Below are 13038 nucleotides of genomic sequence, written 5' to 3'. Positions count from 1 at the left end.
TGTATCCAGACGACATACGCGAAGGCCGCTTGTCCACACGCATCAAGTTCTGTGGCTTCACCCGCAGCGAAGACCTCGACGTCGCGCTGAGCCTGGGTGTGGACGCGGTCGGACTGATCTTCGACGCCCGCAGCAAGCGCGTGGTGCCGCTGGATGTGGCCGACCAACTGCGCCGGCGCGTGCCGGTGTTCGTCAGCGTCGTCGCGCTGTTCCGCGACGCCGACGCGGCCTTGGTCCATCAGGTGATCGAGCGCATCGATCCCGACCTGCTGCAATTCCACGGCAAGGAGTCGCCCGAGTTCTGCGAGCGCTGGGCGCGGCCGTATCTCAAAGCCGTGCCGATGGCCGAAAGCCAGGACCTGGAAGACTGGTGCGCGCGATATCCGAAAGCGCGCGGCCTGTTGCTCGACAGTCACGCGCCCGGCGCGCTCGGCGGCACGGGCCATCGCTTCGACTGGTCGCGTGCGCCGCGAGGCTTGAGCAAATCCTGGGTGCTGGCCGGCGGATTGGACGCGGCAAACGTGGGGCAGGCGCTTACAATGGCGGCCCCGCCCGCCGTGGACGTGTCCAGCGGTATCGAATCGGCGCCGGGCATCAAAGATCCCGCCAAGATGCGGGCTTTCGTCGACGCGGTACGCCGCGCCGACAGGCAACCATCCAAAGAATGAAAGACGACACACTGCAGTACCCGGATTCCCGCGGCCATTTCGGCCCTTACGGCGGCCGCTTCGTCGCCGAAACCCTGATGGAGCCGCTGCGCCAGCTGGAGGAGGCCTACGCGCAGTTCAAGGCCGACCCCAAATTCCAGGCCGAACTCGATTTCGACCTGAAGCATTACGTCGGCCGGCCGTCGCCGCTGTATCCGGCGGACCGCATGACCAAGGCCTGGGGCGGCGCGCGCATCTGGCTCAAACGCGAGGATCTGAACCACACCGGCGCGCACAAGGTGAACAACACCGTGGGCCAGGCGCTGCTGGCCAAGCACCTCGGCAAGACGCGGATCATCGCCGAGACCGGCGCCGGCCAGCACGGCGTCGCCTCGGCGACGATCGCCGCGCGGCTCGGCCTCAAATGCGTGGTCTACATGGGCGCCGACGACATCGAGCGGCAGTCGCCCAACGTCTACCGCATGAAGCTGCTCGGCGCCGAAGTGGTGCCGGTGACCTCGGGCACGCGCACCCTGAAAGACGCGCTGAACGAGGCGATGCGCGACTGGGTGACCAACGTCGACGACACCTTCTACATCATCGGCACCGTCGCCGGGCCGCATCCGTACCCGATGCTGGTGCGCGACTTCAACGCCGTGGTCGGCCGCGAAGTCATCGTGCAGTCGCGCGAACAGATCGGCCGTTTGCCGGACGCGCTGGTGGCCTGCGTCGGCGGCGGCTCGAACGCGATCGGCCTGTTCCATCCCTTGCTCGGCTTTCCGGAAGTGAAGATGTACGGCGTCGAAGCCGGCGGTGACGGTGTCGAAACCGGCCGCCACGCCGCGCCGCTGTCGGCCGGCAAGCCGGGTGTGCTGCACGGTAACCGGACCTACATCATGGCCGACGAAAACGGCCAGATTCAGGGCACGCATTCGATCTCGGCCGGCCTGGATTATCCCGGCGTCGGCCCCGAGCATTCCTGGCTCAAGGACCAGGGCCGCGTGCAGTACACCGCTATCAACGACGATGCCGCGCTCGCCTCTTTCCACGAATGCGCACGCATCGAAGGCATCATCCCGGCGCTGGAATCGGCGCACGCGGTGGCGTATGCCAAGGTGCTCGCGCCGACGATGAGGAAGGACCAGAACATCGTCGTCAATCTTTCGGGCCGCGGCGACAAGGACATCTTCACGGTCGCCAAGCACGACGGCATTTCACTGGGCTAACAGCCGCGCAGGCGGATGGCGTTCAGCATCACGCAGCTAGCTTTGTTTGCCCATCCGGGCATAGAAAGCATAGGGAGTCGCGATGACACTTGGAACCATTCTGCTGATCGTGCTGCTGCTGTTGCTGGTTGGCGCACTGCCGGTGCATACGCACAGCCGTTCCTGGGGCTACTTCCCGGCCGGCGGCCTCGGCACCGCGCTGATCGTGGTGCTGGTGCTGATTTTCATGGGCGCCATCTAGGGCAGCAGCCTTCAGTACGCCCGGCCGGTCGACTGAGCGGCTTGGGCGCCGCGTAAAGCGGGCTCGATCCCGATCCGACTATCCCCCTACAGCCTCCGCGTCGGCGCGTCTATAGCGTCAGGCGCGGCCGCGCGTGTTAGAATTTAGCGCATAAAGATTGCACCCTTTCGACTATACGAGGCGGCCTTCATGAGCTGCCCGAGCCTGCTACTGCGCTAATGACCGAATTCGCCAAGGAAGTCCTGTCCGTCAATCTCGAAGACGAGATGCGGCGCTCTTATCTGGATTACGCAATGAGCGTAATCGTCGGCCGCGCACTCCCGGATGCCCGGGACGGCCTGAAGCCGGTGCATCGCCGCATCCTGTATGCGATGAGCCAGCTCAACAACGTCTGGAACCGCCCGTACATCAAGTGCGCGCGCGTGGTCGGCGACGTCATCGGCAAATATCACCCGCACGGCGACACCGCCGCCTACGACGCGCTGGTGCGTCTGGCCCAGCCGTTTTCGATGCGTTACCTGCTGGTCGACGGCCAGGGCAACTTCGGCTCGGTCGACGGCGACCGCGCCGCGGCGATGCGTTACACCGAATGCCGCATGGCGCGGCTGACCTCGGAGATGCTGTCCGACATCGATTCGGAGACCGTCGACTTCGTCCCGAACTACGACGAAAAAGACGTCGAGCCGCTGGTGCTGCCGACGCGCGTGCCGCAGCTGCTGGTCAACGGCTCGGCCGGTATCGCCGTCGGCCTCGCCACCAACATCCCGCCACATAACCTCGGCGAAGTGATCTCGGGCTGCATCGCGCTGATCGACAACCCGGACATCGACACCGCCGGTCTGATGAAGCTGATCCCGGCGCCGGACTTTCCCACCGCCGGCCTGATCCTCGACGCGCACGGCCTGCAGGAAGCCTACGAGACCGGCCGCGGTCGCATCGTCATCCGCGCGCGCACCCACTTCGAAACCGTGGGCAACGACAAGCAGGCGATCATCGTCACCGAGCTGCCCTACCAGGTGAACAAGGCGCGCCTGCAGGAGCGCATCGCCGAGCTGGTCAAGGAAAAGAAAGTCGAAGGCATTGCCGAAATTCGCGACGAGTCCGACAAGGACGGCATGCGCGTCTACATCGAGCTCAAGCGCGGCGAGAACGAAGAGGTCGTGCTGAACAACCTGTTCCAGCAGACCTCGTTGCAGGTCACGTTCGGCATCAACATGGTCGCGCTCGACGGCGGCCAGCCGAAGACCATGTCGCTGAAGACGCTGCTCGAAATCTTCGTGCGCCATCGCCGCGAAGTGGTCACGCGCCGCACCCGCTACCTGCTGCGCGAAGCGCGCAAGCGCGCGCATATCCTCGAAGGCCTGGCGGTAGCGCTGGCCAACATCGACGAAATGATCGAGCTGATCCGCAGCTCGCCGAATTCCGCCGAAGCCAAGACCAAGATGATGGCGCGCACCTGGGACGCGGGCCTGGTGACGACGCTGCTGGCGCGTGCGGATTCGTCGGCGTCGCGGCCGGAAGATCTGGCCGCCGAATTCGGCATCATCGACGAAGACGGCAAGGCGGCCTATCGCCTGTCCGACGCGCAGTCCTCGGCGATCCTGGAAATGCGCCTGTCGCGACTGACCGGTCTGGAACAGGACAAGATCCACAACGAGTTCAAGGAACTGCTCGACGCGATCATCGACTACCTCGACATCCTCGCCTCGGAAGATCGCCTGCTGACGGTGATCCGCGACGAGCTGCTGGCGATCAAGGAGCAGTACGGCGACGAGCGCCGCACCGAAATCACCGACGCCGCGCTGAATATGGCGCGCGAAGACCTGATCGCGCCGCAGGACATGGTCGTGACCTTGAGCCACGAAGGCTACGTCAAGAGCGTGCCGCTGACCGAGTACCAGGCGCAGAAGCGCGGCGGCCGCGGCAAGCTCGCCACCGCCAACAAGCAGGAAGATTTCGTCGATCGGCTGTGGGTCGCGCATACGCACGACTGGCTGCTGTGCTTCGGCTCCACCGGCAAGGTCTACAAGCTGCGCGTATTCGAGCTGCCGGGTGGTTCGCGCGGCTCGCGCGGTCGGCCGTTCGTCAACCTGCTGCCGCTGGAAGCCGGCGAGAAAATCAGCGCGGTGCTGTCGGTCAAGAAGTTCGAGAACGAGGACGGCTCGCCGCGCTACATCTTCATGGCGACGCGCCTGGGCACGGTCAAGAAGACCGATCTGGCCGCGTTCGCCAACATCCGCAGCAACGGCATCATCGCGCTGGACCTGCGCGTCGACGATTCCCTGGTCGGCGTCGCGCTGACCACCGGCAACAGCGACGTGCTGATGTTCAGTGACGCCGGCCGCGTGATCCGCTTCAATGAGAACGACGTGCGCGCGATGGGCCGCACCGCGACGGGCGTGCGCGGCATGCGCCTGGTGCGTCGCGACGAAGCGGCGGCCGACGAGTCCGGCGAAGGCACGGAAACCGAGACCAGCGAAGAGGTGCTGCCGGCGCATGCGCAGATCATCTCGCTGATCGTGGTGTCGCCGGAAACCGAAGGCGAGGCGCGTGCCGACGTGCTGACCGCGTCCGAGTTCGGCTACGGCAAGCGCACCCCGATCGACCAGTTCCCGCTGCGCGGCCGTGGCGGCATGGGCGTGATCGCGCAGTCGCTGACCGACAAGACCGGCAACTTGATCGGCGCGGTCGAGGTCACCGATGGTCACCAGGTGATGCTGATCAGCGAGTCCGCGAACCTGATCCGCTTCAAGGCCACTGACGTTCGCACGATGGGCCGCAACACCCAGGGCGTGAGGCTGATGAAGCCCAACGCCGGCGACCGCCTGGTCGGCGTCGACAGGATCGAGATCGAAGCCGAGGACGAGGTCGCGGTCGACGACACCGCGGCGCCGCTGGAAGGGCCGAGCGACGCGGGCGAGGGCGAGGCCACCGAGGAATAGCCCCTTGGCGGCAAACGAAGAGGCGCGGAGATTCCGCGCCTTTTCTTTGCCCGAAGCCGTTGTCTAACATGTCCTGTTATGTTTTAATCCGCGCCGATGAATTTCAGTGTCCATTTCGACGACGACACCCTCGAGCGCCTCAACCGGGCGGTCGAGCTGGCCGGCATGACCCGCAACCGGCTGATTTCGATCGCGGTCAAGGACTGGCTGGCGCGCTTCGAGGCCACTGACTGGCCGCCGGCGCTGCGCGAGCACTTTCGCAACCCGGCGCCGGAGTTGGCGGCCGGCATCGCCGACTTCCAGGTCTGGAAGCCGAATGAATAAGCACACATGTCATGCCCGCACAGGCGGGCATCCAGTGCTCGCTGTAAGGCCGCAACCGACGTCCGGTCCTCACGACTGGATGCCCGCTTTCGCGACCATGACGGTTAGGCGCTAGATGGGCGTGCTGCTAGACGCCGCGACTTTGGCGGCCGCCGTCAAAGGAAGGCTGCCGGTCGTGCTGGCGCTCGGCCAGCTCAAGCCCGGCGAAGTCGCGATCTCCGTCGTCAGCCAGGTTCAGGCCGAGACCGGCCTGCGCCTGCAGCCGCGTGCGCTGGCGCGCTACGGCGAGCTGATGAAGACGATGCTCGCGACGCTGCGCGTGATCGAGTTCGGCAGCGCCGAGGCGCAGAAGGCGAGCCAGCTCGCCGGTTACCTGGCGCAGCAGCATGAAAGCCTCAGCGGCTTCGAGCTGATCCTGGCCGCTACCGCGCTGACGCATGGCCTGACGCTGATCACCGACGAGCCACAGCGTTATCTGTCGGTGCCCGGCCTTGAAGTAGAAAACTGGCTGCGGGCGACGCGTTCGTCCGCGGCGGCATGAACCCCGATCAAAAAACTAGAACAGGAGATACAACATGAGCCGCATCCACAACTTCAGCGCCGGCCCCGCGACCTTGCCGCTGGCCGTGCTTGAGGAAGTCAAAGCCGAGCTGCTGGACTGGCACGGCTCGGGCATGGGCGTGATGGAAATGAGCCATCGCGACAAGGAGTTCACGCAGATCGCGCAGGACTGCGAACGCGACATGCGCGAAGTGCTGGGCATCCCGGCGAACTACAAAGTGCTGTTCATGCAGGGCGGGGCGACCGCGCAGTTCGCGGTGGTGCCGCAGAACCTGCTTCGCGGCAAAACCGGCGCCGACTTCATCGTCAACGGCGACTGGGGCAAGAAGGCGTACAAGGAATTCGCGAATCACGGCAAGGCCAATCTCGCGGCGAGCAGCGAAGCCGGCAAGTTCACCGACATCCCCGCGCTAGCCACCTGGAAGCTCGATCCGGATGCGGCCTACGTGCACATCACCTCGAACGAAACCATCCACGGCGTCGAGTTTCCGGACGCGCCGGATGTCGGCAAGGTGCCGCTGGTCAGCGACATGTCGTCGAGCTTCGCGTCGCGTCCGTTCGACGTGTCGAAGTACGGCCTGATCTACGCCGGCGCGCAGAAGAACATCGGTCCGGCTGGTCTGACCGTGGTCATCGTGCGTGACGATCTGATCGGCCAGGTCGCGCCCGGCACCTTCCAGATCCACGACTACAAGAATGTCGCCGACAACGATTCGATGTTGAACACGCCGCCGACCTTCTCCTGGTACGTCTGCGGCCTGGTGTTCAAGTGGATGAAGGCCCGCGGCGGGCTGGCCGCGATCGGCGAACACAACGCGCGCAAAGCCAAGCTGCTGTACGACTACCTCGACAGCCAGGACTTCTACCGCAACCCGGTGGCAAAGGCGGTGCGCTCCAAGATGAACGTGCCGTTCGTTCTGGCCAACTCCGAGCTGGACGCCGACTTCCTGAAAGGCTCGAAGGCAGCCGGCCTGATCGGCCTGAAAGGCCACCGCTCGGTCGGCGGCATGCGCGCCTCGATCTACAACGCGATGTCACAGGAAGGCGTTGCGGCGCTGGTCGACTACATGAAGGAGTTTGCGCGCACCCGCGGCTGATTCGTCCCCTCTCCCGCATGCGGGAGAGGGTTAGGGAGAGGGGCTTTTGTCGTGTCCGAAAGAACCCTCTCCCGGCGCTGCGCGCGCAGTTGGCCTAACTCGAAGCGACATCGGTCGCTTCTCGCTGGAGCCAACTGCTCTCCCGCACGCGGGAGAGGGGATAACAACGAGGAGAATTCCAATGTTCAAAATTCAGACGATTAACAGCATCTCCGCGCAGGGCCTGGAGCGCCTGCCGGCGCCGCGGTTCCAGACCGGGCCGGATGTCGCCGCGCCGGACGCGATCCTGGTGCGGTCCGCGGACCTGCACAAGACCGAGCTGCCGGCCAGCGTCAAGGCGATCGGCCGCGCTGGCGCCGGCACCAACAACATTCCGGTCGCGCTGATGAGCAAGCGCGGCGTGCCGGTGTTCAATGCGCCGGGCGCCAACGCCAATGCGGTCAAAGAGCTGGTGCTGGCCGGCCTGCTGCTGGCGTCACGCAATATCGCGCCGGCGCTGGACTTCGTGCGCAAGCTAGACGGCGACGATCACGCGATGCACGAGGCAGTCGAAGCCGGCAAGAAGAAGTTCGTCGGCATGGAACTGCCGGGCCGTTCGCTGGGTGTCGTCGGCCTCGGTGCGATCGGCGTCAAGCTGGCGAATGCGGCGATCGATCTGGGCATGGAAGTCTGGGGCTTTGATCCGGCGATGACGGTGCAGAACGCGTGGAAGCTCGACGCACGCGTCAAGCAGGCGCTGACCGTCGACGAAGTTCTGGCCAAGTCGCAGTTCGTCTCCTTGCACGTGCCGCTGGCTCCGGCGACGCGCAACCTGATCAACGCCGAGCGCATCCGGCTGCTGAAGCCGCGCGGCGTGGTGCTGAATTTTGCGCGCGAAGGCATCGTCGACGAGGCCGCCGTGGTCGAGGCGCTCAACGAGAACCGGCTGCACGCCTACGTCTGCGACTTTCCGTCGAATGCGCTCAAGGGCAACCCGCGCGTGGTCGCGCTGCCGCATCTGGGGGCGTCCACCAACGAGGCCGAGGACAACTGTGCGGTCATGGTCGCCGAGCAGCTGCGCGATTTTCTGGAGACCGGCAATGTCACCAACTCGGTGAATTTTCCGGAAGCGGTGCTGGCGCTGCTGCCGGGCAAGTACCGGCTGTGCATCGTCAACGAGAACGTGCCGAACATGGTCGGGCAGATCTCGACCGCGCTGGCGCGGCGCAATCTCAACATTGCCGACCTGCTGAACAAGTCGCGCGGCGATCTGGCCTACACGCTGGTCGACGTCGATACCTCGATACCGCAGACCGTGGTCGACGAGATCGCGGCCATCCCCGGCGTGCTGTCGACGCGCGTGATCGCGGCTCGCTGAGGCCGCGGTCCCCTCTCCCGGTGGGAGAGGGGAACAAACCGCTGTATTCTTCGCGTCCTTTCGAATCCGCTCCTATGAAACCGACCACGCTGCCCGAAGCTCGCGCCCTGATCGATGCGCTGGACGAGAAGATCCAGGCCCTGATCAGCGAGCGCGCCCACGTTGCCGAGGCCGTGCGCGACATCAAGGCCAAGGCCGGCGCCGACGGCGACCACTACCGCCCGGCGCGCGAGGCCGAAGTTCTGCGCCGCGCGATGGAACGCAACAAGGGCCCGATAGGCGACGAGGTGATGGCGCGGCTGATGCGCGAAATCATGTCGGCCTGCCTGGCGCTGGAGTCGCCTCTGACGGTGGCCTATCTCGGCCCGGAAGGCACCTACACGCAGGAAGCCGTCTACAAGCACTTCGGCCACTCGGTCGAGGCGCGCGCCAAGCGCGCGATCGACGAAATCTTCCGCGACGTCGACTCCGGGGAAACCGCCTACGGCGTCGTCCCGGTGGAAAACTCCATCGGCGGTATCGTCAGCAACACCCTGGACGAACTGGCGACGGCGAACCTGAGCATCTGCGGCGAAGTGCTGCTGCCGGTGCATCACCACCTGATGGCCAAGGTCGAGCGGCTGGACCAGGTCAAAGTGATCTTCTCGCACGCGCAGTCGCTGTCGCAGTGCCGCCACTGGCTGGATGCGAACCTGCCCAATGCCTCGCAGGCGGTGGTGTCGAGCAATGGCGCGGCGGCGCAGCAGGTGTCCGAAACCGGCATCGGCGCGGCGATCGCCAGCAAGGCCGCCGCCGAGCTGTACGGCCTCAACGTGCTGGCCTCGAACATCGAGGACGATCCCAGCAATACCACGCGCTTCCTGATCATCGGCCGCAAGCTGTCCGACCCTAGCGGTCGCGACAAGACCTCGCTGGTGTTCTCGGCGCACAAGGGCAGCCCGGGCGCGCTGTTCGAGCTGCTGGCGCCGTTCGCCAAAGCCGGTATCAACCTGACCAAGCTGGAGTCGCGGCCATCGCGCCGCGCCGCCTGGGACTACAACTTCTACGTCGATATCGACGGCCACTGCGAAGACCCTTTGATCAAGCCGGTACTCGACGAAATCCGCCAGCGCGCCGCTCTGTTCCGCGTGCTCGGCTCCTATCCGCAAGCGGTGATTTGAGCGTGACCAAACCCAACAACGAAGTGCTGCAGCGCAATGCGCTGCCCGGCGTGCTGTCTTTGCACGCCTACACCCCCGGCATGCCGATCGACGAGCTGCAGCGCAGGCTCGGCATCAAGGACGTGCTCAAGCTCGCGTCCAACGAAAACCCCCTGGGTGCGAGCCCGAAAGTGCGCGCCGCGGTTGCGTCGGCGGCCGGCGAGCAGAATCTGGGCCTGTATCCGGACGGCAGCGGTTTTGCGCTGAAGGCGGCGATCGGCCGATATCACGGCATCGCGCCCGAGCAGATCACGTTGGGCAACGGCTCCAACGACATCCTCGAATTCCTGTCGCGCATCTACGCCGGCCCCGGCCGCGCGGTGATGTATTCGGATTTCGCGTTCGCGGTCTATGCGCTGGCAACACAGGCGCAGAACGCCGAAGCCGTGGTGGTGCCGAGCTTCCCGGCCGATCACCCGACCATGCCGTATGGCCACGATCTCGATGCCTTCGCGCGCGTGCTGAAGACGCGTGCCGACGTCAGCCTGGTGTTCATCGCCAACCCGAACAATCCGACCGGCACCTGGAACACGCCGCAGGAGATCGAGCGCTTTCTGGACACCGTGCCGCCGCACGTGATCGTCGCGCTCGACGAGGCCTACTACGATTATCAGGACGCGGAGCTGCGCTCCGACGCGCGCGCCTGGCTGGATCGCTATCCGAACCTGCTGGTCTGCCGCACGTTCTCGAAGATCTACGGCATCGCCGGCCTTCGCGTCGGCTACGCGCTGTCGCATCCCACGGTCGCCGATCTGCTGAATCGCGTACGTCAGCCGTTCAACAACAACTCGCTGGCGCTGATCGGCGCCGAAGCGGCGCTGGCCGATCAGGAGCATGTGCGTCTGTCGGTAGAGTTGAATGCGCGCGAGCGTCTGCGTCTGCCGCCGCTGCTGGCCAAGCTCGGCCTGAAATGTCTGCCGTCTCAGGCCAACTTCCTGACCATCGACTTCGGCCGTGATGCGTCGCCGGTTCATCAGGGCCTGCTGGAGCGCGGCATCATCGTGCGGCCCATGGGTTCGTATGGCCTGCCGAACTTTTTGCGCGTGACGCTGGGTACCGAGAGCGAGGACGATCGTTTTCTGGCGGCGCTGCGTGATGTGCTGGGCGCTTGATGGGTTCGATGCGGACCTTATATCGCCTCCCGTTTGCCCCGAGTAGCCGCTTGCGGCGTATCGAGGGGCCAGCACCGATCGGGTCCCTCGATACGGCTCGCAAGCGAGCCTACTCGGGACGAACGGAGTTTCCTTGGATTTCAGTTGATGCTCGCTAAGCACCTCGCCGTCATCGGCCTGGGCCTGATCGGTGGCAGCGTCGCCCGCGCGCTGCGCGCCGCCGGCGGCGTCGGCAGCATCAGCGGCTACGATCCCGATCCGCAGCGGCGTGAGCAGGCGGTGACGCTGGGCGTGATCGATCATGCCGGCGACAGTCCCGCTGCCACGGTGAAGAACGCCGACCTGGTGATCATCGCGGTGCCGGTGCTGCGCACCGCCGATGCGCTGAACGCGATCCGCGGCGCGATCGCGGCGGGCGCCGTCGTCACCGACGTCGGCAGCACCAAGCAGTCGGTCGCCGCCGATGTTGAAACCGTGTTCGGCGAACTGCCGCCCTGGTTCGTGCTCGGCCATCCGATCGCCGGCACCGAGAAAAGCGGCGTCGCCAATTCGCTGGCTGATCTGTTTCGCAAGCATCGTGTGATCCTGACGCCGCATGCGCGCCAGGATGAGAAAGCGTTGGCACTGGTGCGAGCACTCTGGGAAGCCTGCGGCGCGCGCGTGGTCGAGATGACACCGTCCCAGCACGACGCCATTTTCGCGGCGACGTCGCATTTGCCGCATGTGCTCGCGTACAGCTTCGTCGACGTGGTCGGCAAGCTCGACGACAGCCGCCATATTTTTCCGAACGCCGGTGGCGGCTTTCGCGACTTCACCCGCATCGCCAGCAGTTCGCCGCAGATGTGGCATGACATCGTGCGTGCCAATGCGCCGGCCGTCAGCGAGCTGCTGACACGGCAGATCGCCGACCTGCAGGCGCTGCAGGGCATGATCACGGACGGTCGCTGGGACGAAATGAAAGCCGCGTTCGAGCGCGCCCGCGCAGCGCGTGAGTACTATCTGACGCAGATCGAATGAGCGACGTCTCGTACCTCGACCTGGCGCCGATACGCGCCGCGCGCGGCGAGCTGCGTCTGCCGGGCTCCAAGAGCGTGTCGATACGCGCGCTGCTGCTGGCGGCGCTGGCTCAAGGCGAAACGCAGTTGAGCGGCCTGCTCGAGTCCGACGACGCCCGCGTGATGCGCGAGGCGCTGATCGCCTGCGGCGTGCCGTTGCAGCAGGTCGGCGACGTTTGGCAGGTTCGCGGCGCAGCGCGGTTTCCACGGCGCGAGTCGGATATTTTCGTCGGCAACTCCGGGCTGTCGGTGCGCACGCTGGTCGCGGTGCTGGCGTTCATGGACGGGCGCTATCGACTGTCCGGCGTACCGCGCATGCACGAGCGGCCGATCGGCGATCTGGTCGACGCGCTGCGTCCTCTGGGCGCGCAGATCGGTTATCTGCAACAGGCCGGTTTTCCGCCGCTGCTGATCGAGCCGGCGCAGGCGCGTGCGCTGCAGCCGGTACGGGTACGCGGCGACGCTTCCAGCCAGTTCCTCACCGGCATCCTGCAATCCGCGCCGCTGCTGGCGCGCGAGCATGATCTGGTGATCGACGTCGAAGGCGAGCTGATTTCCAAGCCCTACATCGAGCTGAGCATCGCGCTGATGCGCCGCTTCGGTGTCGATGTGCAGCGCTCGCAGACCGGGGCGGGTGCGCCGCGTTTCATGGTCGCGGCAGGCTCGCAGTACGCGGCGCCGGGTCACTTCGCGGTGGAGGGCGATGCCTCGTCCGCATCGTATTTTCTGGCGCTCGGCGCACTTGCTGGCGGGCCGGTCCGCGTACACGGCATGGGTAGCGCGAGCCTGCAGGGCGACGTGCGCTTCGTCGACGTGTTGGCCGCAATGGGCGCCGAGGTGAAGCAGGGCGAGGACTGGAGCGAAGTCAGTTCACCGGGTCTCGCAGGCGGTTTTCGTCCGGCGGCTTTCGATACCGACTTCAACCATATTCCGGATGCGGCGATGACGGCCGCGGTGATGGCGCTGTTTGCGGACGGCCCCTGCGTGCTGCGCAACATCGGCAGCTGGCGCGTCAAGGAAACCGACCGCATCGCGGCGATGGCGGCGGAGCTCGCCAAGCTAGGCGCCACGGTCGAAGCCGGGCCGGATTTCCTGCGCATCAAGCCGCCGGCAGTACTCGCGCGCGCGGCCATCGATACCTACGACGACCATCGCATGGCCATGAGTTTCTCGCTCGCCGCCTGCGGCGTGGCGCTACGCATCAACGATCCGGGCTGCGTGGCCAAGACTTTCCCGGACTACTTTTTGCAGCTCGCTGCCTTGACCTCGGCTTGAGA

The 13038-nt window shown here is 65.7% G+C and carries 12 protein-coding genes; all 12 read left to right on the top strand.

What is annotated here, in order from left to right; genetic code table 11:
- The first annotated feature begins 29 nt into the window (after positions 1–29).
- A complete protein-coding gene (locus ACQZF9_RS10045; RefSeq protein ID WP_428313094.1) occupies positions 30–668 on the top strand; it encodes a phosphoribosylanthranilate isomerase in 639 nt (212 codons plus the stop codon).
- Positions 665–1873: a tryptophan synthase subunit beta gene (trpB, locus tag ACQZF9_RS10040; protein WP_428313093.1), complete on the top strand. Its 1209-nt coding sequence runs from the start codon at positions 665–667 to the stop codon at positions 1871–1873. Before ACQZF9_RS10045 ends, trpB begins: the two co-directional genes overlap by 4 nt.
- 82 nt (positions 1874–1955) lie before the next feature.
- Positions 1956–2114 carry a DUF3309 family protein gene (locus ACQZF9_RS10035; protein WP_428313092.1) on the top strand — a complete coding sequence of 53 codons (159 nt, stop codon included), beginning with the start codon at positions 1956–1958 and terminating at the stop codon, positions 2112–2114.
- Positions 2115–2332: 218 nt separating this feature from the next.
- On the top strand, positions 2333–5056 hold the full coding sequence (gyrA, locus tag ACQZF9_RS10030; RefSeq protein WP_428313091.1) for a DNA gyrase subunit A: 2724 nt from the start codon (positions 2333–2335) through the stop codon (positions 5054–5056).
- A 96-nt stretch (positions 5057–5152) separates the two neighbouring features.
- Complete coding sequence (locus ACQZF9_RS10025; RefSeq protein WP_428313090.1) at positions 5153–5380, top strand: ribbon-helix-helix domain-containing protein; 228 nt, start codon at positions 5153–5155, stop codon at positions 5378–5380.
- Positions 5381–5495: 115 nt separating this feature from the next.
- Positions 5496–5921 carry a type II toxin-antitoxin system VapC family toxin gene (locus tag ACQZF9_RS10020; RefSeq protein WP_428313089.1) on the top strand — a complete coding sequence of 142 codons (426 nt, stop codon included), beginning with the start codon at positions 5496–5498 and terminating at the stop codon, positions 5919–5921.
- Between the two features lie 34 nt (positions 5922–5955).
- Positions 5956–7038, top strand: coding sequence for a 3-phosphoserine/phosphohydroxythreonine transaminase (serC, locus tag ACQZF9_RS10015; protein ID WP_428313088.1), 1083 nt, complete (start codon positions 5956–5958; stop codon positions 7036–7038).
- Positions 7039–7219: 181 nt separating this feature from the next.
- A complete protein-coding gene (locus ACQZF9_RS10010) occupies positions 7220–8395 on the top strand; it encodes a phosphoglycerate dehydrogenase (RefSeq protein WP_428313087.1) in 1176 nt (391 codons plus the stop codon).
- A gap of 74 nt (positions 8396–8469) precedes the next feature.
- Complete coding sequence (gene pheA, locus ACQZF9_RS10005; RefSeq protein WP_428313086.1) at positions 8470–9555, top strand: prephenate dehydratase; 1086 nt, start codon at positions 8470–8472, stop codon at positions 9553–9555.
- 80 nt (positions 9556–9635) lie between these two features.
- Positions 9636–10706: a histidinol-phosphate transaminase gene (gene hisC, locus ACQZF9_RS10000; RefSeq protein WP_428313406.1), complete on the top strand. Its 1071-nt coding sequence runs from the start codon at positions 9636–9638 to the stop codon at positions 10704–10706.
- A gap of 147 nt (positions 10707–10853) precedes the next feature.
- Positions 10854–11723 (top strand): prephenate dehydrogenase, encoded by an 870-nt coding sequence (locus ACQZF9_RS09995; RefSeq protein ID WP_428313085.1) that lies wholly within the window; start codon positions 10854–10856, stop codon positions 11721–11723.
- Complete coding sequence (gene aroA / locus ACQZF9_RS09990) at positions 11720–13036, top strand: 3-phosphoshikimate 1-carboxyvinyltransferase (RefSeq protein WP_428313084.1); 1317 nt, start codon at positions 11720–11722, stop codon at positions 13034–13036. Before ACQZF9_RS09995 ends, aroA begins: the two co-directional genes overlap by 4 nt.
- Positions 13037–13038 lie beyond the last annotated feature (2 nt).

This window comes from Hydrocarboniphaga sp. (assembly GCF_965279055.1).
Classification (GTDB): Bacteria; Pseudomonadota; Gammaproteobacteria; order Nevskiales; family Nevskiaceae; genus Hydrocarboniphaga.
The sequence above is the reverse complement of the archived record's forward strand: the minus strand, read 5'-3'. Positions and strand labels throughout refer to the sequence as shown.

Bases quoted from the DNA above. Each gene is read 5' to 3' on its own strand.
- ACQZF9_RS10020 (WP_428313089.1), top strand. From the start codon at position 5,496: ATGGGCGTGCTGCTAGACGCCGCGACTTTGGCGGCCGCCGTCAAAGGA.
- aroA (WP_428313084.1), top strand. From the start codon at position 11,720: ATGAGCGACGTCTCGTACCTCGACCTGGCGCCGATACGCGCCGCGCGC.
- pheA (WP_428313086.1), top strand. From the start codon at position 8,470: ATGAAACCGACCACGCTGCCCGAAGCTCGCGCCCTGATCGATGCGCTG.
- hisC (WP_428313406.1), top strand. From the start codon at position 9,636: ATGCCGATCGACGAGCTGCAGCGCAGGCTCGGCATCAAGGACGTGCTC.
- ACQZF9_RS10025 (WP_428313090.1), top strand. From the start codon at position 5,153: ATGAATTTCAGTGTCCATTTCGACGACGACACCCTCGAGCGCCTCAAC.
- ACQZF9_RS09995 (WP_428313085.1), top strand. From the start codon at position 10,854: ATGCTCGCTAAGCACCTCGCCGTCATCGGCCTGGGCCTGATCGGTGGC.
- trpB (WP_428313093.1), top strand. From the start codon at position 665: ATGAAAGACGACACACTGCAGTACCCGGATTCCCGCGGCCATTTCGGC.
- gyrA (WP_428313091.1), top strand. From the start codon at position 2,333: ATGACCGAATTCGCCAAGGAAGTCCTGTCCGTCAATCTCGAAGACGAG.
- serC (WP_428313088.1), top strand. From the start codon at position 5,956: ATGAGCCGCATCCACAACTTCAGCGCCGGCCCCGCGACCTTGCCGCTG.
- ACQZF9_RS10035 (WP_428313092.1), top strand. From the start codon at position 1,956: ATGACACTTGGAACCATTCTGCTGATCGTGCTGCTGCTGTTGCTGGTT.
- ACQZF9_RS10010 (WP_428313087.1), top strand. From the start codon at position 7,220: ATGTTCAAAATTCAGACGATTAACAGCATCTCCGCGCAGGGCCTGGAG.